Here is a 17,642-nt window from a genome sequence, read left to right as displayed (position 1 = left end):
GTGAAATTTTGGACTTCAAACATTTAAAACTCCACAAAAAGAATTCTTAAAAGGCAGCTTTCAAAATTGAATTGAATTAAGGGGTTTCTATTAGGGCAATATCTCTCTATTCTTTAAGAAACCTTTAGGTTTATGGAATCAGTGAATTCCTCACCCTCTTCATCATCAAATTCAGTCGAAGCCGAGGAAGCTATTGCTGAAAAGTCTCCAGAGCAATGGTTCAATGAGCAATTTGATAATTTATTGCCAAAAATTCAAGAGCGCTGGCCGGATTTAGCTAAACAAACCTTAGAAGCGACTAAAGGAAGTCTCGACGATTTAATAAATGTCATATCTGTACATTCAGGAAAAAACAGTTTTGGAGTGCAAGAACAACTAGAAGAAATTTTTCATTCTGCATCTGACACAACTAAAGGGCTGGCAGAGTCTTTGGAGCCTCTCGAAAAACAGCTTGAGGACCTTCTAGATGAGTTAAATAGTACCCTTAGACCGCGAATTGAACAGCCTGTAAGGAAAAGGCCCCTCTTAGCCATAGGTATTGCTGCTGGAATTGGAGTTTTATTTGGCATACTGCTTGGTGGAGGCAGAAGAAATTAATGACCAACTCAGAACGCAAAAAAGGAATAGGAGCTGCAGCAAGAGTTACTGCACTAGCAAGTTCAGTGATGGATCTTCATGTCCGCATTGCGCTGCAAGAAATGGACAGAGAAAAACGTCGTCTGATTAGTGGGTTAATTTTTTTGGCTTTTGGAGGGATATTAATGTTATTTGCCTTACTTGGGTCTGAATTACTTCTTGGATATTGGCTTAGAAACTTTCTTGAAATAGATAACAAATCAACAATTTTAATTTTAGTTTTTATAAATCTTGCGTTAGCAGGCATGAGTCTAAGGATTGGAGGATATCTGGCAAAAGGTCCGTATCTTCCAGAAACATTGGAGGGAATCGCAAAAACTACAAAAGCTGTTTTAGGAAAAAATTAAATTATCTAATTTCATAATTCAACCATCGGCAATCTATTGAACCATTGTTTACTTGAAAACGTCGTCTGGCTTTCATACCTAAATGTTTACTTAGTGTTGGATTCCCATTAAGCAACCAAAGATCCCAGCCAGAGGCATGTGTTTTGCAATATTCACCTAATGCTTTGTAAAGATTAGGTAATTCATTTTCATCTCCTATTCTTTTCCCATAAGGAGGATTACAAATTAGAAGTCCTAATCCAGACGGTAATTGAAATTCTTGAAAAGGACAGTTAATTATTTCTATGTAATTATCTAAGCCCGCTTTTCTAACATTTTCACTAGCAGAGTGTGCAATCATTTCATCAACTTCACATCCAACTATTTTAGGTAACTTCTTAGTTAAAGGTTTAATTTTCTTTGCCATTTTTACTTCTTTATCCCAAATAGAGATATCAAAATCAGGCCAATTTTTAAATAAAAATTTTCTATCTAATCCAACTGAATGTCCCAACAAAGAACTAACTGCTTCAATCAAAAATGTTCCAGAACCGCACAATGGATCTACCAAATTATTAGTTCCATCCCACTCAGTCATTCGCATCAAACCTGCAGCTAATGTCTCCTTAATCGGAGCTATTCCAACTGCTGGCTTATATCCTCTTTTGTGAAGACTGGAGTTGCTACCATCAACACTAAAAACAGCTTGATTATTAGCCAAATGCAAATGAAAACAAATACCTGGATTGCTCAAATCGATATTTGAACGAACACCCCATAGCTCTCTTTGTAGATCAATAATTGCATTTTTCACTTGCAAAGCAGTGAAATGGGTATGTGATAATCCTTCGCCAAACCCAGTCACATCTACTCGGAAACTTGTTCGAGGCTTTAGCCAATTTCCCCAGTCAATAGATCTTTGAACTCCGCTATACAGTTCATAAGGGCCATTACAAGGAAATCTTGCAATCTCTCTTAGAAATCTAAAAGACAATCTAGCTCTTAAATGTAATCTATATAAACAAGCCTTATCAGCCTCAAATGATATATGTCTTCTGGAAGCTTTAACTGACTGAGCTCCAAGTTCTATCAACTCTTTTGCACCCTCATTTTCCAGACCTTGTGAAATGGATGCAACAAGTTTCATTATCTTTTTTTTACTAAAAAACAATCAAAAGGTTCTTTCAACACTAATCGATTAATTCCAAAATATCTGTCAGACTATGTTCGTCTGTGTTTATCAGACTAGGTGATTCACACCAGTATCTCGGACAGCGGTTCGATTCCGCTCAGCTCCATGAATGGGGCTGCAATGGCTTCGACGGGGTATCAGGCGAGTGACTGAAGCCTGCTCGGTCAGAGCAAAACCATAACTGCTAACAACATCGTTAGTTTCTCCCGTCAAACAGCCCCTGTTGCTGCTTGATCTTTTAGGAGATGGGGTTAGGTCAGCCTTATTACCCAATTGATCCATGGACGCTGGAAGGCGTCCTTTTTATTTGGTATGCCTTGAGTCTTGGAGTCTCATAAAATAGCTAAAAATAAAGATGGGCGAAAAAGTGGGCGAAAATTTTAAGAAGAAATAGTGGGCGAAAAACTGGGCGAAAATTCCCAAAAACTCTTCAAAATCAATTCTCAATGGTCTCAAAACATAAAAAAGGACTGACCTAAGTCAGCCTTTGTAGCCACTATCGTTCACTTGGTCAAAAATTCTTTAATAAAGAACCATGCAGCTTTTATAAAATGGAGGCATATTTTTCATCTTGTTAACTACTGATTTTTTCATATTGCTTAACTGGCTATAACTCATACCAGCATTTTGCATATAACTCCAACCTGCAGTAAGTGTATTTAAAGCCATATTTCCTTGAAGACAAAAATTATCCCAATCCTTTCTTTTTCCAGCCTGCTCAAAAACCTCTACTTCTCGTAAAAAATTCTTTCCAAATTCTGCAGCTAATTGACTGTCGAAATCGTAAGCATTAATAGAAATCGGTACAGAAAAAGCAGCGATTAAGGATAGTAAAATACGTCTTTTTTTCATCTATTTACTAGATTTAATATTTTGTCTAGCCTCAATCTAAAGCATATTAAAAAAATGAACCAATTCGAATACAAGCACATTCGGCTCGACTACAAAGGACGCGGAATCACTCAAGAAATTAACTTGCTTGATATTGATGGAGAGAGAATTCGTGGATGGGGAGGAACCCAAGAAGTTCCAACTCTTCCAGAAATGTTTGAGGCTCTAGGAAAGGATGGGTGGGAATTAATAACTCATGTAGTCAATCAGGACAATGTTGCTAATGGAACTACTTTTCACTACTACAACTTCAAGAGGTTGATCCAGTCATGAGTGAGTTCGACAAATTAATGCAAGGTGGATCTAAGCGTAAAGATGTTGAAAAACGCCAAGTTAATAGAGCACAAATAAGAAAAACCTTGCTTTGGACTCTAGGGATTTCTTTTTTGCTCACAATCATTCCTCCTCATATAGGTTTATTAGTTTTTTTCCCAGCACTCATATTTAGTCTCATCTATTCCGCAAGAGAGTGGATGGGTTAGGAGCTTACCTATTACCCAATTGATCCGTGGAGGCTGTAAGGCCTCCCTTTAGATTGGTATTACTTAAGTCTTGGAATTTCAAAATACATTCAAAACAACTCAAAGGGAAAATTATGAGCTAAACACAATAATTCTCCTGAAAGGCAATTCTCAAGCTTATAAATTTAAAGAAGCCGTCAATAAAAAGATTTTTTATTACAAAATAATCGATGAATTTATAAAGATACAATTAAATAATTTGTTGTTTTATGTATTGGTCTGAACTTATTGAGACCATAAAATCAATTACAAGAAAAAAAATGTACATAGTGTTACATCACTAAAAACATATTTGTAAATTCAAGGAAGTATCTCACTAAATAAAAAGCTAATTTACATTCGACTTCGACTTCTATAAATGCAAACTCTGACCTATAGAGGAAATACATACACCTCTGAAAAGAACCAAAATACAAAATATAAAACATTTGATGCATCAATGACACTTATGATTTGGAGAGGAGTAAAATATAGACAGTAGTTCTTCAAAATTGGCTTATTTTATTATTGTTTAAATCAAATCTTGTAGGCTTGCCATACACAAACCTATAGAATTGTCTTTTCTATTTCATCATAAGTATTAGCTTATAAAGTGAGTATATAGCACCCAATTAATTCATAAACAGTGGAAGTCATCTATCTCTATTCTTTTGCAAAAGTAAAAAGTCAATTTCTTTAAAATCTTCCATTAAACGTAATATCAACAGAAAAAAATTAAAATTCCTATAATGATTTTAAGGAAGAGAGGAGTTTGATTTCTATCAGTATTCAATAAATTCATATTTAGCAAATTTCTTATCTATTCATGAAATACCAATAATTTTTAATAAGTAATTCAATTTACAAAAAAATAATCTGATAATATTTATATTAAATCAAGTATTATCATGAATTTATCTATTATTGCTTTAGCATCATCTGAATGGGGAATTGCTAGGTTTACAACTGACACGTTTGCTTTGATAGCATTAGGAATACTAATTAGCCTTCCTATTCAATTACTAAAGAATAAAGCTGGATTCAAAAATGTATGGACAAGCGGAAATGCTCTCTCAAACAGATAAATAAATATCAAACAAGTAATAAATGTGATGAATACTATTTAAGACATTTTTTCAAATAAGTCCTTGTGATAGTCAACAACGTTTTGACAACTTATGACTGGAGTAATTTCCATGTCAATACCAAACTGAGCTCTCCAGGGGGCAAAGTGTTGAAAAAGTTCTTTGTCACCATTTGCATTGCAGAGAATCACAACACGACCCTCTCCAGGAGCATGAACACGAAAAAGCATTTCAAATCCATCAAATTTGTCTTGCTTAGACATCTCTCCATTTTCCCAAAATTCCACAAACTGCTTATAGGCAGCAATTTGATTATCAGTATCAGGGAACTGGCAATCAACCAAATAGAGTTGCATTAGGCGAACAATAAAAATAAACTTTAGCTAAAAACACTAAATAATTTGTTGATATATCGATCCATCAACAAATGGTGTTATAAAAAGAAGACAAAAGGAAAAAGTAGCTTTAGAAACTAGTTTTCGAATCAGAAATAATAATGCTTTATCATCTAAACATTGATCAATTTATCAAGGAGAATTGAAAAATCCATTGGAGAATAAAAATACACACATCAAAATTAAAGGGCCTACACCAAATACAAAGAGAACAAATTTTGCAGTTCTAGGTGTTGTCTTTTTCTCATCAGTTGCGTCGATTATTTTAGAAGTTAATTTTTTTTTAGATTTTTTTCTAGGCATATTTAAAATAGACTTTAAAAACCATAATAGCAGTTATAAATTAAGTGTGAAACTATATTAGTAAAAGTAATTCCAAGTAATCACTTAATAACTTTTAGGAATCTAAGTTATTATCAAAGCAAAGGGTACAAGCCATTTATTGTTTAGATAAATTAGAATATTTTATGTAGCATCGATGTAATTAAAAAATCATAACTTAGAAAAGAAAGGTTAATCGATTTCTTGAATAATTTTTTCTATTGTTCTAGCAGAATCAACCCAATTAAAAGACTCAGCCCGAGATGGGCCCTCATGAAGAGCTTTTTCGAAGCACTTTTTATCATTTATGACTGCATTCATCGCAAAAGCTATTGATTGAATATTGAATGGATTAATAAAATAACCATAATTACCCATAACCTCTGGAAGTGCTCCTCTTTCAGAGGCAATTACAGGAGTTCCACAAGCCATTGCTTCAAGAGCTGGAAGGCCAAATCCTTCCCAAAGGCTAGCAAGAATAAGTGCGTGACATTCGTTTAATAATGATACTTTTTCATCATCATCAATCCAACCTTTCCAGACACACAAATGTCTAATATTATATTCATCAATTAGTTTTATAAGACTTGGTGTATACCTTGTGTCAAAAGGGCCTACGAAAATAAGCTTATAATCATTAATTTTGGCATATGCGAATGCCTTGATTACCCTTCCCAAATTTTTATGTGGATTATGTCTACCGATAATAAGAAAGAATTTTTTTCGAATTTTTTTTATTGGATAATACTTTTTGTTATTAAATCCTAACTTAATTGGAAATAATTTATTCATAGGTACCTTATAAAACTTATTCAAATCATTAGCAGTAGAGATAGAATTACATAGAATTAGCTTTGATTGTTTTAAAATTAAAGGAATATAAGTTAAATGATATAAAGTTAATAATGATATCGAAGGATACCTAATTGGTATTAAATCATGAGCCAAAACAATAAATTTTACATTAGTAAATAATGGTGCTTCTAATAATGGTGATAAAAAATATTCAGCATTTAATTTTTTCATTAACTTCGGAACAGAATTTTGAAGCCAATACAATCGTCTAAAATGAGCTTTCCAGCCTGAACCTGGCGATAAGTTATGAGGTATATAAATATCACCTTTTATTCCTGAATCTTGTGGGACAAGTGTAGTTATTTTATGGGAGGGTAGAGAATTTAGTAAATCCTTTGAAACCACTCCAATACCTGTATTTCTTTTTGTTATGTAGCTCCCATTAAAAACTATAGAAGTCATGGTTATAATATCCGCATAGAATCTATTTTAGATAATAGTCAATCAAATGTTTAGAGCAAACTTTTTATTTAAATTTTTAAAATACAAACAAAATAATGGTCATGATATTGTACAATATCATTCAAATGAAAACTTTGAATTACAAGATCAAATCAATATTGAAATTATAGATATAGATAAAAAAATATCAGAAAACAGCAAAGCACTAGTTGAAGCACAAATTGTAAAATTCAAATCGACTTTCTCAAGATCAAATAATTTCATAGAACAAATTGGAAAGAATGTATACAAAACTAAATTAGAGGATTCAATTAATTGGCATCAAAAAAAACTTAAATACTTATATCTGAGGCGGAGAGAATTAGAAATTAATCTAGAAAAACTTAAAGGTATATATTGGATCAATAAAATAAAAAGAATTTTAAATCTAATATTAATAGGATTTTTTATACTTTCAACTCTATTTATATTTTTATCAGGTTTTATGATTATTATTTATTTATTGCCATTAATTATATTAATATTCTTAGTATATTTGGTATCAACTAAAAGATATTAAGACCAATTTAAACATAAAATTAAGCTTAAATAATATTCAAATTCACATAATTTTAATAATCACTATATAATACTTTTTCATCATTTTCAATATGATGTTAATAGCATTGGCGTAAACAACTCATAACCAAACACCCAAGAAACTGGCTGAATCAGCATTAATAATTTCTCAAAAGTAAGTAATTTTATAAAATGATCGGCACTAGCAAAACATATCATCTATGTATGCGCCTTCTAAAGGCACTACCAGTCAGAAGAAGAAGGTCTTTATTGAAATTAATTCCTGTAGCAGCCTTGACTGGCTTAGTAGATGTGATTGTAGTTGGAATTGTTTCTAGATTATTTACTGTTTTTATAGGCCAACCTAATCAACCTCCCTTACCATTTCAAGATTTCATACCTGCAGACCCAAAAACAAAAGTGATCAGTCTAGTAGTCATATACATAGCAATGAATTGGCTAGCATCATTTTCAAAATTATTTCTTAAAGCAGCCCAAGAAAGACTTCGAGTAGCAGTTTGGAAAGACTTATCAGAACTAGCACAGAAAAAATTACTTTCTCAACCATATGAATTTTTCTTAAATAAGAAAAAATCTGATTTATCATCAAAAGTTTTGATCAATATTTCAAGGGTCTCCGAATTTCTAGTAAGGCCAGTTCTCCAAATTTCTAGTGGATTATGTGTAATTACTTTTATATGTGTAGCTGTTCTTTTTATAGCAAAATCTGTAGCTCTTTATTTAATCATAAGCCTATTAATTTTTTATATATTTATTTCATTATTTGTAACGCCTTTTATAAGGTATTCTTCACGTCAAAGAATCAAATTAGAGAAAGAAACAAATAATATACTCACTGAATCAATGAGGACAATCATAGATGTTCATCTTACTAGCTCAGAGTCTTACTTTGAAAAAAGATATAAATTAGCAAGTACAAGCTCTTTCCCTTTCATTTGGAAAGCTGAAGTTTTACCTGAATTGCCTAGGTCCTTAATAGAACCTTTTGGTATTACTTTGATTTTTACTATTGGACTTTTCCCATATATCACAGGACAATACGACTCACGACTGATAGAGATAGTTCCATTCTTGGCAACAATTGCAGTAGCAGCACTAAAACTAACGCCTCCATTACAAGATTCATTTAGAGCATTAACTTCTATGCGCGCATCAATACCTGATTTAGAAGAAATACTAAAGTTGATAGAACTTCCGTCTTCTAGGTTAACTAAAAAATCAATAGGTGTTCCTACAAAACAAGGAATTGAGCCTAGGAGTAATATAAAACTTGAAAAGCTGAGTTACAAATATCCCAACAGTAAAGAATACACTTTAAAGGATATTAATCTCACCATCCCTGTTGGTTCAAGAATAGCTTTTGTAGGAGAAACTGGGAGTGGAAAAACTACAACCGCCAATCAATTGCTATGTCTTCTTAGACCAACAGAAGGACAGTTACTATTGGATGGAGTGACAGTTAATGATAGAGAAGTGCCAGCTTGGCAAGACTGTTGCTCTTACGTTCCACAATCAATTACTTTATTAAACAGTAATATCATAGAAAATATTGCATATGGATTAGATGAAATAGTCATAGATAAGGAAAGGGTTTGGGATGCACTTAAAGCAGCTCAATTGGCAGAATTAGTATCAGAAATGCCTATGGGTTTACATACCCCAATTGGTGATAATGGCATCAGATTATCTGGGGGACAAAGACAACGCCTAGCCTTAGCAAGAGCTTTTTATAGACAATCAAAATTATTGGTCTTGGATGAAGCAACTAGTGCTTTAGATAATCGAACAGAAGCAGAGGTAATGGATGCAATCGAAATTATTGGTAGACGTTGCACAATAGTAACTATTGCTCACAGATTATCAACAATTGAAAGATCAGATTGCATATATGAATTTAAAGGTGGAAAAATAGTTGCCTCTGGAAATTATCAACAACTACTCAAGCACTCCAAAACTTTTTCTAATATGGTAGAAATAGCAAAAAGAACACATAGATCAAATATATAAATCTAACAATAGATCAAGAATGGTATATCAAATAAACTTTAAAAAAGAATTTTAAAATTTATAAAGTCTCTAGCTGAAAGATAAAAAATAAGGGCTGTTCCAATAATAGATCCAAATAGCCCCCCTACAAAACCAAAAAACAATATACTCAAATTCTTCCCATCCGTAGTGGGTTCTTGAGTAGACATAGGTAGTTGTTCAACTACTTTTAAGCGCTCACTGGCAGGTCTCCTACTGGTTTGTTGATGTCTAACAAGTGCTTCGAAATCTGGCATTGAATTTGTTTAGCAATGGAACAATAAGCCGACCACCCTGACATTCGCCTGGGATCGGATCGACCTTTATCATCTACGGCATCAATGACGGCAGCTCCCTGATTTTCTGCTTTATCAAAAGCAGATAGCAAAGGAATATCACCTTCTAATACAGATAAATCAAATTTTTCCAATGCTTCTCTTGCCTGATTTGCAATTCGCCTTTGGCGGAAGTCAACCTTAACTAATAAAACTGCATGCGGAATATCTAACTGTTTTAGTAAAGATGCTAACTCTACGGTTAATTCAACCGACCTTGCTTTTGGCGCTGTAGGTAAAAGTACGAGATCGGAACCAGCTGCTAAATGTTTTAATTCTTCTTCGTCAGTACTTGCCTGTCCATCAGTGATAACAATTTCTGAGAATCTCGTTGCTTTAGCAGCTGCCTCTACAGGAACAATATTAAACTTAAGGTTACCTCTTGATCCATAAGCAAGAGCCGATCGATTTCTGTCCGCATCAACTAGACAAACATTTTTCCCTTGAGAAGACCATACACTTGCTAAATGAATTGAGGTACAAGTTTTAGCTACTCCACCTTTCTGGCCACATACAGTTATGAACAAAGGAATGGATTTACATCTAAAAATAATCTGCAGGATCTCTCTACAAAGTCAAGTAGCAATAAGGAGATCAATCAAGTAATACTAATAAAAATAACTATAACTATAAGAAAAACATATGCATAAGTTGTTGTTATGTATTTTTAAATACACTTTCACATTATAATTTGCAATTTAATCATCAAAATAAAATATTCATGCTTGCAAAAAGTTTTTTCTAATGCATATTAAAAATATACTTTAGAAAAAGAAATGTTCATTAAAAAATTTTTTTTGAGCACAAAAAGAAAGCTTTTAAATATTTTCAATAAACAAACAAAAGAATTATCAGTTAGGTGTGAAAACCTTACTTCTTTACCAGGCATAGGTACGAAAAACTGTAATAATTTCTATGAAGCTGGATATATGACACCAGAATCAATAATCTCTGCATCTGATGAAGAACTCTTAACTATACCAGGAGTTGGTATTAGCTTTGTTAAAAAGTTAAGAGAAACATTAGATAGAGTATGATTTTATAACAAATTAGTAAACAATTATTTTATATTTAGAGAGTTAAAGGAAATTTAGTTAATAAAGGTTTTATCCAAAGTCTATTACCAAGGTAAAATCTCTCCATTAGCATGCCAAAAAGTTCCCGTATTTTCAATTGTAAGTTCATCAATTCTTTTAATAAGTCCTTTAACAGATTCTTTAGGTTGAATACCATTGGAAGTAAAACCTGTCATTCGAGTACTTACTAAACCTGGATGTAAAATTGCTACTGAAATACCTCTAGGCTTTAAATCGACAGATAAAGACTTGCCAGCCATACATAAGGCAACTTTTGACATCCTATATCCATAGGAGCCACCAGAACTATTATCCTCAATAGAACCCATACGACTACTTATTAAAGCTATTTTTGCAGATTTACTGAGCTGACTAAGCATAGTTTGTACGCAACAAAGAGGGCTTAAGGCATTCACCTCAAACTGATTCACAATACTTTGGGGATCTAAATTAGAAAGAGAGTTAAATTCTGCAATTCCAGCATTTTGGATCAAAACATCTACTTTAAGATCATTTAAATTCTCTCTTAGCTTCATAACCGATTCTCCTGAAGTTATGTCAATATCTGTCTCAACTCTTACTGACAAAGAATTCAATTCTGGTGAAGCAGATCTGCATGTAGCAATTACATCATCACCTCTATTTTTCAATTGACGAGCAAATTCTAAACCTATTCCTCTATTGGCACCTGTAATTAAATAAGTAGACAAAATCAAAAATAAGCTCAAATAAGCCTAAAACAAAAATTCTTCGAATTGATACTAAACTGAGAGTGTGCAATTAAAATTTAATATTAAGTAGAAAAAATCATGGGTAATTAATATCTTCATATATAGAATCAGGTAAATCCGCAGAAGGTCCTAAGAGAATATTTGGACCAGACAGAAAAATAAATCTTTTACCACTTAATTCACCAGCCAGTTGAATACAGCAAAAGCCTTTTTTAATAACAAGTAATCGCCAAAAGTCACTCCAATCTATACATTGATCTAGAATTTCATTAATATGAAAAATCTCATCGGAAGAATTAATTTCAATTTTCAACTTTTCTCGCAAAAAAAAATATTTTGCTAGCCGTTCATTTTTTGCAATTATTTTACCGATATATCTAGTATTGTTTAAATCATAATCTAAAGTTTCTAAGTAATTAAAAATCTGATCAATATCAATACTATTAAAACCTTGTATTTTCAAAGTCTGTAGAATTGATAACTCCTTCTTCATAGTTCATATATCTTGCTTCTCTATATTTTAAATCTATAAAAGGAAAAATATAAATTATTAGAAAAATTTAATAAAAAAATTTCAATTTAAAAAGATAAAACATTTGATAAAATATTTTATCTTTTATCGGAAACATGCTCAGAACCACCAATGGGTGAATTTAGTGAAAGTTGATAGGCTTTTTCATGAAAACTAAGATCACTATTTCTTATTCTTATATTAGAATCAAACCAACCATCATCATCAAATATTTGAGTTATTTTTTTAATCCTATAACCCAAGTTTAGATCTTGATACGCAAGCTTTCTCCACTCTCCATTTTTCTTACGATAACCGAACTCAAAATAATACACACCTTTATTTATAGGGATAGGAAATGTGATAGAGGATTGAAATTTACTTACCTGAATCTCTTTCATAATACAAGTTGAATTATTTATATTTCTATTATTACTTATATCAAATAACCTAATAGCACAAAAGCAGCTTTTACTAAGCTCAATCCTCAAGTTATCAATAGAGCTGATTTCCCAAAAACATTTAATATATCCATTGCCAAGATTATTAACTGTTAAATTGCTAAAACTATTAGTAAATTTATTTAAACTATGCCAAAGAGTTTCTTTGAAGTTTAAATGACGGCCAATTTTCATTGTCAATCAAAAAATATTTAATATTATAATTAGTTTCTATTTTTTTACCGTAAACTTTATTATCATTAATCTTTTTAGCTGTATTTAATACAAAAATTACGAGTGATATGGAAATCAGAAATTGTTAAATGGTCTAATCTGATGGCTTAAGCTGCCTTAGTCTCCTGTCTATCAGCAAGGATTGCTTCAACAAAATCTACAGTAGATCTTCTGGATGAAATATGACTTGTTTTCCAATGATTAATTAAAGTTTTCAACTCAATTATCCTTCTTTCTGCGATTTCAATTTTTTCTTCATTAGACATCGAAATAAAAAACAAAACGTCTATATTTTCAGCTTAACCTTTTTACAAGATTTATCAAGAGATAAATAGAACATGGTTGTTATGCATAATCGTCATATAAAAAAGATCTAGGGACGACGATAAAAAAAAAGACCAGCTAAAAAGTAGCTGATCTTTTTTTTAATAGATAAAGGTAACTATATAAATCTATTAATAATAAAACCCTTCAAGGCAGGAGTAACGGAACCAAAAGGTTTTTTAATTTCCACTGACTCTTGACTGATTGGTAGATGCGACAATGGATCACCTCCTTAGATAAACATAAATAAACAATACTCAAAAAATAATCTATGTCGGTCATATAAGTAACAAATTTCAAAAAATTACAGATTTGATTCTGCTTGTTTTAGAGAGTCAATGTTTTCAAGAAGAAGATTACAGCCAATCTTACTAAGAAGAGAAAAGCAAAAAAATTTTCCAAATCTAAGAAGACCTATCTAGCAAAAATAAACAAAAGAAGTAGAATATACCCTTTATTTCACGTTAAGAACGAAATATCGCTAAAACATTACTCCTAACATTACTCACATGAGTCAATTAATTTTTGGTGGCTTACTATCAACACCAGCACCAACTGCACCGATTGTAGGAATTGCCTTTATTGTTTTATTTGCAATAGTAGGAGTCATGGTTGGACCAGACTATGATGGAATGAATGCCCCAGCTTTAAACATTTCAAAAGAAACAAAGAAGACTGATTTGTTGTAATTAGCAATAGCTTTTAATCGAGAATAAAAAAATTAGTTAATAGACTAATTACTTATTAACTAATTTTTTTTAAAATTTAGGTTCTTAGAAAATTCCAGGTATGAATTGTCCGGTTGTTGCATAAGCACCTATTCCTGCAACGATGCCTAACATCGCCATCAAACCGTTAAAACGTTCAGCACTAGAATTCATTGTTTAAAAAAAAAAATTACTTTAACTACCTAAATCTATGTTTGAGAGCGGGATACCGAACGATTTGATCTATGGGTGAGCACTAATAAGATTAAATGAGACGTAAATTTGAAAAACGCTCAGAAACAATTAGTTAAAGTCATAATATATAGCCATAAGGCATAAACAATTCATGTCAAAAAAAAACGTTTTAGGTACTGAACTAAAAGTTTGTAGTTGTAATCCTATGACTGGATGGTATCGAGATGGATCATGTAGAACAGACATATCTGATCAAGGAATGCATACTGTTTGTGCTGTTATCACTGAACAATTTCTTTCTTACAGTAAAGCTCAAGGGAATGATCTCTCTACGCCTCAAATAGGGTTTCCTGGATTAAAGAAAGGCGATCATTGGTGTCTTTGTGCTCCTAGATGGAAAGAAGCATTTGAAGACGGAATGGCTCCTTTAATTGATCTTGAAGCAACAGAAGAAAGTACTTTGAAAATTATTGATATTGAGACTTTAAAAAAATTTTCATACAAAAAATAATACTTAGATAAGAGATAGCTTATATCACACAATTTTTTGCGAAAATTAATCAATCTCAAATAATTTAACCATCAATAAATCTCACATAACACAGATTAAGAAAAAATTAGATTCCAAAAATGATAATCGCTAAAGCGCACTCGATAAAGAATTGCTAAAGAATTAAAATTAATTCTAAAATTGAATCAACTAAACTTGCACTTTATCTATTCCTAGCTAAAAAGAATAGAATAGGTAATTAATCATGCTAACTACATCATCCCGTCTTCGAATACAAGAAATATTAACTAGACTTTCAAAAGGAAAACAAGTAAGCCTAGAAGAAAGAATTTATATAAATAAACATGCGACAAAGAATCAAAACGTATCTAGTTGGCTTAGAAAAGCCTCACTTATGCAGCGAAACAAGCCTGTTTACAACTCTATAGATAAGTTACTAAATGAACTTGATCTCAATTCAGAAGAACCCCATTCTACTTACAATCCCGATCAAGATGATCTAGGCGAATGGTTCACTGGAGCACCCTCATGGATTAGAAGAAGCTAGTACCTGAAAAAAATATAAAGGAAAACTTTGCCAAGAAAAAACTAAACAGTTGAATCGAATATTCAAGCCGCTTCTTCTTTATCTTTCTTTTCTAGCTTTAATAGATCAATAACATTCGAACTGATAGGTTGAAAGTCCTCATCCTTAGCAGAAGCAATAGAGTCCTTCATCAGAAGTTTTATAAGAGCAGTAATCGAGGAGGCTAACAACTTTAAACTCTCAAAAATATTTGCTAGTTCTTTAGTAATCTCATCTTGATGCTTGCCTTTACTCATTAATGTTGAGAAAGTCCAACCAGCTAGACCTACAGCAAGCAGAAAAACAACCGTAATCATAGTAAAAATATATACAAATCATGTATATCTACTAGTAATAAATAAAGCAAGGCAAAAAACATATATTCTTTGAAATTTTGATAAATCTAAAATATTTTGTTAAAAAATCATCATGTTTTGCTAGTAGCATATTGGTGATTAAAAAGTTTATTAATATCATTTCCAGTTCAATAATTTTGCCAATCTGATTGAACTATTCATCGCAGACTCTACGCCTCCACCACCACTATCTATATCAAACCAGTCTCCACAAAAACCAATCTTGCTATTAGAAGACCATTGCAATTCCTTGGGTAAAAGGTTTTTAAGAGGTTGAGAAGCTCTCCAATCCATTATATCTATCAGTCTTGCTTTTAAAAATAAATCAGAAAATATTGGATAGTTTACAAATAGTGATGTCAAAGTTGAAATAATGTTCTCAATTTTAATCTCAGTTATATTATTTAAATAAAAGCAATGTAAGAGCACAATCATAGATCCATCAGATTGTCTTTGAAAAATAACTCTTTCAAAATTATAATCCTGTTTAATTACATTTGAAAAAAGAATATGTAAATACTGATTATTTAATTTTTGAACTAATTCTACGTACGAAATAAATAAAATATAAATTTTTCGCTTAATATAATTTAGTTTACTTGTTTCTCTTAATACAGATTCGACTACATTATCATCACCTGGAATAAAAGCATCCCTAAGTGGTAAAGAGTTAGTCTTCAGGATTTCCAAGCATCTTGGATGTGCTATTAAAGAACTAGATAAAATTAAATTTTCGGATTCAATAAAACTTCCAGGATTAACTTGTATTTCCCATATATCATTTACACGTTTAATTGATTTAATAAGTGTTTGAAATAAATAATCAATTTTTTTTGGATTGATAGATTGATTGATTATTTCCTCACAAAAATTAATCATAAAAGGAAAACTTCTATAAATTTTATTATTAGTAAATGCATTATTTAAAAAGCCAAATTCGTTCATTAATAAAATATCATTTGAGATATCTAGTAATTTTTTTGAATTTATTAATGGTGAAATTATACTCAGTATATCTTGTGAAGTATCTTGACTAAAACTAATAGATGGTAAACCATGGTCAAATTCAAGAATTTTATTTTTTCTTGAATTTCTCGTTGTTGCTCTTCCACCTAATTTCCTACCACTTTCAACTAATAGTATAGAAGAATCAGAAAATCTTTTATTCAAAAATGATGCAAACGTACAAGCAGATATACCTGCCCCTATAACTACAAAATCATAAATATTCTTCATTAATGTGGCAAATATAAATCACGGTTACTTGCGATTTCACCCTCTTCCTCAAAAAAATCTCTTAAATCATTCTCTTCATCTTCAGAAATATAATTACCACAATCTTTTTGAATTTTTCCTATTGTGTATCCCCAAAGATCTTTTCGGAATTTTTCATCGTCTGGAAAAGCTACAAATTTCAAATAAGTATTATTTAATGCAAACTCACTTGAAGATTCCGAGGAAAATCCTTTTTCCTTAGCTTCACAAAATTTACTTGCAAATCTTTTACCAACTGCATTTTGAGCTGCTGTTAAATCAAGTTCCATCGCTTGCAAACCTGATGATTGAAAAAAGAAAATCAAAAATAATCCTAAGCTGATGATTATATACACTTTTTTTTGCATCGTCTCAATTATATACATAATAAAAATTACAAATTTCTTTTTAGAATCAAAGAATAGCTGATGAAATGTTATCAACTAATTATTCATAGCTAATTGATAGTATTTACATATAATTGTATATAAGAATTCAAGAATTGACTGTAAATAATTGAAATCCGTAAACTAATAGTTTACGGAACGATCATATATAACTTCAATTTATAGATATTAATAAAATTTATGCATATTTTTATGTGTTGAAGAAAGTTTAGCATCATCATTTATAGCTTCTACTGAATTTAGGCATTGTTACAGAGAAAACATCTCTGATGAAAGCCATGTTGAAACTATATGCACAAGCTTTATTAGATATATTGCTGATACTTGTGGATTGAATTACTGTTTAGATCAAATTATCAGCGGAGCAGAATCTAGTAATGAGATTATTTCGGTTTTTCTAAATCATCTAAGAAGAAAGGATTCTTTGCTGAACGAACAGTGTTCGTATAAATAAATTAATAAGTCATTTATTGCTGTGAAAACGATCTAACCTTTTTAGGTTATATTTATTCTATCAAGTTGATTATCCTTGACTTAGAAACCAAATCACTCAAAAAGCAAAATGAATATCAATACCATATGCCTTGTTCTTTTAGTAATAGCAGCTTATCTAAATTTATATTTATCATTTAATAAAAACAAGCAAAAGAAAAAAACAAAACTACCAATATCTTCAAAAGAATGGAGACAGAAAGTAGAGGATGAAAACTTTAAATCGTGGCTTTCCAATCGACAAAAATTAAAAGATAAAAGAAAAGAAAATCCCAATCTATAGTTTGTTTCAATAAC

General features: G+C 31.3%; 27 protein-coding genes. 14 read left to right on the top strand and 13 right to left on the bottom strand.

Translation table 11 applies throughout. The features are described 5' to 3' along the window. Positions 1-132: 132 nt before the first annotated feature. Together O5640_RS08350 and O5640_RS08345 are read left to right on the top strand one after the other, a co-directional pair. Positions 133-597 carry a DUF883 family protein gene (locus O5640_RS08350; RefSeq protein ID WP_420063685.1) on the top strand — a complete coding sequence of 155 codons (465 nt, stop codon included), beginning with the start codon at positions 133-135 and terminating at the stop codon, positions 595-597. Beyond that, positions 597-983 carry a phage holin family protein gene (locus tag O5640_RS08345; RefSeq protein WP_269611983.1) on the top strand — a complete coding sequence of 129 codons (387 nt, stop codon included), beginning with the start codon at positions 597-599 and terminating at the stop codon, positions 981-983. Before O5640_RS08350 ends, O5640_RS08345 begins: the two co-directional genes overlap by 1 nt. Before the next feature lies 1 nt (position 984). Here the strand turns inward: O5640_RS08345 and O5640_RS08340 are convergent, their stop codons facing one another. Beyond that, the gene (locus O5640_RS08340; protein ID WP_269611981.1) at positions 985-2,109 is read right to left on the bottom strand and encodes a THUMP domain-containing class I SAM-dependent RNA methyltransferase; all 1,125 of its coding nucleotides are present in this window, start codon (positions 2,107-2,109) and stop codon (positions 985-987) included. Between the two features lie 567 nt (positions 2,110-2,676). Further along, positions 2,677-3,006, bottom strand: a complete 330-nt coding sequence (locus tag O5640_RS08330; RefSeq protein ID WP_269611980.1) for a hypothetical protein — start codon at positions 3,004-3,006, stop codon at positions 2,677-2,679. 54 nt (positions 3,007-3,060) lie between these two features. Here O5640_RS08330 and O5640_RS08325 point away from each other — a divergent pair, with 54 nt between their 5' ends. The 4 genes from O5640_RS08325 (at position 3,061) to O5640_RS08310 (ending at position 4,630) form a co-directional block, all read left to right on the top strand. Next, entirely contained in the window at positions 3,061-3,318 is a 258-nt protein-coding gene (locus O5640_RS08325; protein WP_269611979.1) for a hypothetical protein, read from the top strand. Beyond that, positions 3,315-3,527, top strand: coding sequence for a hypothetical protein (locus O5640_RS08320; protein ID WP_269611978.1), 213 nt, complete (start codon positions 3,315-3,317; stop codon positions 3,525-3,527). The genes O5640_RS08325 and O5640_RS08320 overlap by 4 nt, the downstream gene beginning before the upstream one ends. Before the next feature lie 397 nt (positions 3,528-3,924). Then, on the top strand, positions 3,925-4,047 hold the full coding sequence (locus O5640_RS08315) for a hypothetical protein (RefSeq protein ID WP_269611977.1): 123 nt from the start codon (positions 3,925-3,927) through the stop codon (positions 4,045-4,047). Positions 4,048-4,453: 406 nt separating this feature from the next. After that, the gene (locus O5640_RS08310) at positions 4,454-4,630 is read left to right on the top strand and encodes a hypothetical protein (RefSeq protein WP_269611976.1); all 177 of its coding nucleotides are present in this window, start codon (positions 4,454-4,456) and stop codon (positions 4,628-4,630) included. A gap of 38 nt (positions 4,631-4,668) precedes the next feature. On the opposite strand, the gene O5640_RS08305 is transcribed toward O5640_RS08310, so the two are convergent. Both O5640_RS08305 and O5640_RS08300 read right to left on the bottom strand, forming a co-directional pair. Continuing rightward, on the bottom strand, positions 4,669-4,986 hold the full coding sequence (locus tag O5640_RS08305) for a DUF3303 domain-containing protein (RefSeq protein ID WP_269611975.1): 318 nt from the start codon (positions 4,984-4,986) through the stop codon (positions 4,669-4,671). 552 nt (positions 4,987-5,538) lie between these two features. Further along, complete coding sequence (locus O5640_RS08300; protein WP_269611973.1) at positions 5,539-6,603, bottom strand: glycosyltransferase family 4 protein; 1,065 nt, start codon at positions 6,601-6,603, stop codon at positions 5,539-5,541. Between the two features lie 46 nt (positions 6,604-6,649). On the opposite strand from O5640_RS08300, the gene O5640_RS08295 reads away from it, so the two are divergent. Next, the gene (locus O5640_RS08295) at positions 6,650-7,162 is read left to right on the top strand and encodes a hypothetical protein (protein ID WP_269611972.1); all 513 of its coding nucleotides are present in this window, start codon (positions 6,650-6,652) and stop codon (positions 7,160-7,162) included. 191 nt (positions 7,163-7,353) lie between these two features. Further along, entirely contained in the window at positions 7,354-9,189 is a 1,836-nt protein-coding gene (locus O5640_RS08290) for an ABC transporter ATP-binding protein (RefSeq protein WP_269611970.1), read from the top strand. 208 nt (positions 9,190-9,397) lie between these two features. On the opposite strand, the gene O5640_RS08285 is transcribed toward O5640_RS08290, so the two are convergent. Continuing rightward, positions 9,398-10,069 (bottom strand): AAA family ATPase, encoded by a 672-nt coding sequence (locus O5640_RS08285; RefSeq protein WP_269611968.1) that lies wholly within the window; start codon positions 10,067-10,069, stop codon positions 9,398-9,400. Between the two features lie 270 nt (positions 10,070-10,339). Between O5640_RS08285 and O5640_RS08280 the strand changes: the two genes are divergently transcribed. Further along, positions 10,340-10,579, top strand: a complete 240-nt coding sequence (locus tag O5640_RS08280; protein ID WP_269611967.1) for a helix-hairpin-helix domain-containing protein — start codon at positions 10,340-10,342, stop codon at positions 10,577-10,579. An 83-nt stretch (positions 10,580-10,662) separates the two neighbouring features. Here O5640_RS08280 and O5640_RS08275 read toward each other — a convergent pair whose 3' ends face one another. The 4 genes from O5640_RS08275 to O5640_RS08260 form a co-directional block, all read right to left on the bottom strand. Beyond that, the gene (locus O5640_RS08275; protein ID WP_269611965.1) at positions 10,663-11,328 is read right to left on the bottom strand and encodes an SDR family oxidoreductase; all 666 of its coding nucleotides are present in this window, start codon (positions 11,326-11,328) and stop codon (positions 10,663-10,665) included. 97 nt (positions 11,329-11,425) lie between these two features. Next, positions 11,426-11,842: a hypothetical protein gene (locus tag O5640_RS08270; protein WP_269611964.1), complete on the bottom strand. Its 417-nt coding sequence runs from the start codon at positions 11,840-11,842 to the stop codon at positions 11,426-11,428. Between the two features lie 116 nt (positions 11,843-11,958). Further along, the gene (locus O5640_RS08265) at positions 11,959-12,495 is read right to left on the bottom strand and encodes a DUF4912 domain-containing protein (protein ID WP_269611963.1); all 537 of its coding nucleotides are present in this window, start codon (positions 12,493-12,495) and stop codon (positions 11,959-11,961) included. A gap of 146 nt (positions 12,496-12,641) precedes the next feature. Continuing rightward, positions 12,642-12,800 carry a hypothetical protein gene (locus O5640_RS08260; RefSeq protein ID WP_269611961.1) on the bottom strand — a complete coding sequence of 53 codons (159 nt, stop codon included), beginning with the start codon at positions 12,798-12,800 and terminating at the stop codon, positions 12,642-12,644. A gap of 567 nt (positions 12,801-13,367) precedes the next feature. On the opposite strand from O5640_RS08260, the gene O5640_RS08255 reads away from it, so the two are divergent. Next, positions 13,368-13,547 (top strand): hypothetical protein, encoded by a 180-nt coding sequence (locus tag O5640_RS08255; protein ID WP_269611960.1) that lies wholly within the window; start codon positions 13,368-13,370, stop codon positions 13,545-13,547. A gap of 84 nt (positions 13,548-13,631) precedes the next feature. Here the strand turns inward: O5640_RS08255 and O5640_RS08250 are convergent, their stop codons facing one another. Continuing rightward, complete coding sequence (locus tag O5640_RS08250; RefSeq protein ID WP_269611959.1) at positions 13,632-13,739, bottom strand: high light inducible protein; 108 nt, start codon at positions 13,737-13,739, stop codon at positions 13,632-13,634. 172 nt (positions 13,740-13,911) lie between these two features. On the opposite strand from O5640_RS08250, the gene O5640_RS08245 reads away from it, so the two are divergent. Next, on the top strand, positions 13,912-14,271 hold the full coding sequence (locus tag O5640_RS08245; protein ID WP_269611957.1) for a DUF2237 family protein: 360 nt from the start codon (positions 13,912-13,914) through the stop codon (positions 14,269-14,271). A 244-nt stretch (positions 14,272-14,515) separates the two neighbouring features. After that, positions 14,516-14,818, top strand: coding sequence for a hypothetical protein (locus O5640_RS08240; protein ID WP_269611956.1), 303 nt, complete (start codon positions 14,516-14,518; stop codon positions 14,816-14,818). Positions 14,819-14,880: 62 nt separating this feature from the next. Here O5640_RS08240 and O5640_RS08235 read toward each other — a convergent pair whose 3' ends face one another. The 3 genes from O5640_RS08235 to O5640_RS08225 form a co-directional block, all read right to left on the bottom strand. Next, on the bottom strand, positions 14,881-15,153 hold the full coding sequence (locus tag O5640_RS08235) for a hypothetical protein (protein ID WP_269611955.1): 273 nt from the start codon (positions 15,151-15,153) through the stop codon (positions 14,881-14,883). A gap of 156 nt (positions 15,154-15,309) precedes the next feature. Then, positions 15,310-16,428 carry an NAD(P)/FAD-dependent oxidoreductase gene (locus O5640_RS08230; RefSeq protein ID WP_269611954.1) on the bottom strand — a complete coding sequence of 373 codons (1,119 nt, stop codon included), beginning with the start codon at positions 16,426-16,428 and terminating at the stop codon, positions 15,310-15,312. Then, on the bottom strand, positions 16,428-16,889 hold the full coding sequence (locus tag O5640_RS08225) for a hypothetical protein (RefSeq protein WP_332299689.1): 462 nt from the start codon (positions 16,887-16,889) through the stop codon (positions 16,428-16,430). Before O5640_RS08225 ends, O5640_RS08230 begins: the two co-directional genes overlap by 1 nt. Positions 16,890-17,037: 148 nt before the next feature. Between O5640_RS08225 and O5640_RS10860 the strand changes: the two genes are divergently transcribed. Together O5640_RS10860 and O5640_RS08220 are read left to right on the top strand one after the other, a co-directional pair. After that, the gene (locus O5640_RS10860) at positions 17,038-17,307 is read left to right on the top strand and encodes a DUF4214 domain-containing protein (protein ID WP_420063704.1); all 270 of its coding nucleotides are present in this window, start codon (positions 17,038-17,040) and stop codon (positions 17,305-17,307) included. Positions 17,308-17,415: 108 nt separating this feature from the next. Further along, entirely contained in the window at positions 17,416-17,628 is a 213-nt protein-coding gene (locus O5640_RS08220) for a hypothetical protein (protein ID WP_269611952.1), read from the top strand. Positions 17,629-17,642 lie beyond the last annotated feature (14 nt).

It is taken from the genome of Prochlorococcus marinus str. MIT 0912 (assembly GCF_027359595.1).
GTDB classification, from domain to species: domain Bacteria; phylum Cyanobacteriota; class Cyanobacteriia; order PCC-6307; family Cyanobiaceae; genus Prochlorococcus_B; species Prochlorococcus_B marinus_C.
Note: the sequence above shows the minus strand (reverse complement) of the source record. Positions and strands in the feature narration are given on the sequence as shown.

Excerpts from the sequence above, each read along its gene's own strand:
- O5640_RS08350 (WP_420063685.1), top strand. The coding sequence starts at position 133 with ATGGAATCAGTGAATTCCTCACCCTCTTCATCATCAAATTCAGTCGAA.
- O5640_RS08345 (WP_269611983.1), top strand. The coding sequence starts at position 597 with ATGACCAACTCAGAACGCAAAAAAGGAATAGGAGCTGCAGCAAGAGTT.
- O5640_RS08340 (WP_269611981.1), bottom strand. The coding sequence starts at position 2,109 with ATGAAACTTGTTGCATCCATTTCACAAGGTCTGGAAAATGAGGGTGCA.
- O5640_RS08330 (WP_269611980.1), bottom strand. The coding sequence starts at position 3,006 with ATGAAAAAAAGACGTATTTTACTATCCTTAATCGCTGCTTTTTCTGTA.
- O5640_RS08325 (WP_269611979.1), top strand. The coding sequence starts at position 3,061 with ATGAACCAATTCGAATACAAGCACATTCGGCTCGACTACAAAGGACGC.
- O5640_RS08320 (WP_269611978.1), top strand. The coding sequence starts at position 3,315 with ATGAGTGAGTTCGACAAATTAATGCAAGGTGGATCTAAGCGTAAAGAT.
- O5640_RS08315 (WP_269611977.1), top strand. The coding sequence starts at position 3,925 with ATGCAAACTCTGACCTATAGAGGAAATACATACACCTCTGAAAAGAAC.
- O5640_RS08310 (WP_269611976.1), top strand. The coding sequence starts at position 4,454 with ATGAATTTATCTATTATTGCTTTAGCATCATCTGAATGGGGAATTGCT.
- O5640_RS08305 (WP_269611975.1), bottom strand. The coding sequence starts at position 4,986 with ATGCAACTCTATTTGGTTGATTGCCAGTTCCCTGATACTGATAATCAA.
- O5640_RS08300 (WP_269611973.1), bottom strand. The coding sequence starts at position 6,603 with ATGACTTCTATAGTTTTTAATGGGAGCTACATAACAAAAAGAAATACA.
- O5640_RS08295 (WP_269611972.1), top strand. The coding sequence starts at position 6,650 with ATGTTTAGAGCAAACTTTTTATTTAAATTTTTAAAATACAAACAAAAT.
- O5640_RS08290 (WP_269611970.1), top strand. The coding sequence starts at position 7,354 with ATGATCGGCACTAGCAAAACATATCATCTATGTATGCGCCTTCTAAAG.
- O5640_RS08270 (WP_269611964.1), bottom strand. The coding sequence starts at position 11,842 with ATGAAGAAGGAGTTATCAATTCTACAGACTTTGAAAATACAAGGTTTT.
- O5640_RS08265 (WP_269611963.1), bottom strand. The coding sequence starts at position 12,495 with ATGAAAATTGGCCGTCATTTAAACTTCAAAGAAACTCTTTGGCATAGT.
- O5640_RS08260 (WP_269611961.1), bottom strand. The coding sequence starts at position 12,800 with ATGTCTAATGAAGAAAAAATTGAAATCGCAGAAAGAAGGATAATTGAG.
- O5640_RS08255 (WP_269611960.1), top strand. The coding sequence starts at position 13,368 with ATGAGTCAATTAATTTTTGGTGGCTTACTATCAACACCAGCACCAACT.
- O5640_RS08250 (WP_269611959.1), bottom strand. The coding sequence starts at position 13,739 with ATGAATTCTAGTGCTGAACGTTTTAACGGTTTGATGGCGATGTTAGGC.
- O5640_RS08245 (WP_269611957.1), top strand. The coding sequence starts at position 13,912 with ATGTCAAAAAAAAACGTTTTAGGTACTGAACTAAAAGTTTGTAGTTGT.
- O5640_RS08240 (WP_269611956.1), top strand. The coding sequence starts at position 14,516 with ATGCTAACTACATCATCCCGTCTTCGAATACAAGAAATATTAACTAGA.
- O5640_RS08235 (WP_269611955.1), bottom strand. The coding sequence starts at position 15,153 with ATGATTACGGTTGTTTTTCTGCTTGCTGTAGGTCTAGCTGGTTGGACT.
- O5640_RS08230 (WP_269611954.1), bottom strand. The coding sequence starts at position 16,428 with ATGAAGAATATTTATGATTTTGTAGTTATAGGGGCAGGTATATCTGCT.
- O5640_RS08220 (WP_269611952.1), top strand. The coding sequence starts at position 17,416 with ATGAATATCAATACCATATGCCTTGTTCTTTTAGTAATAGCAGCTTAT.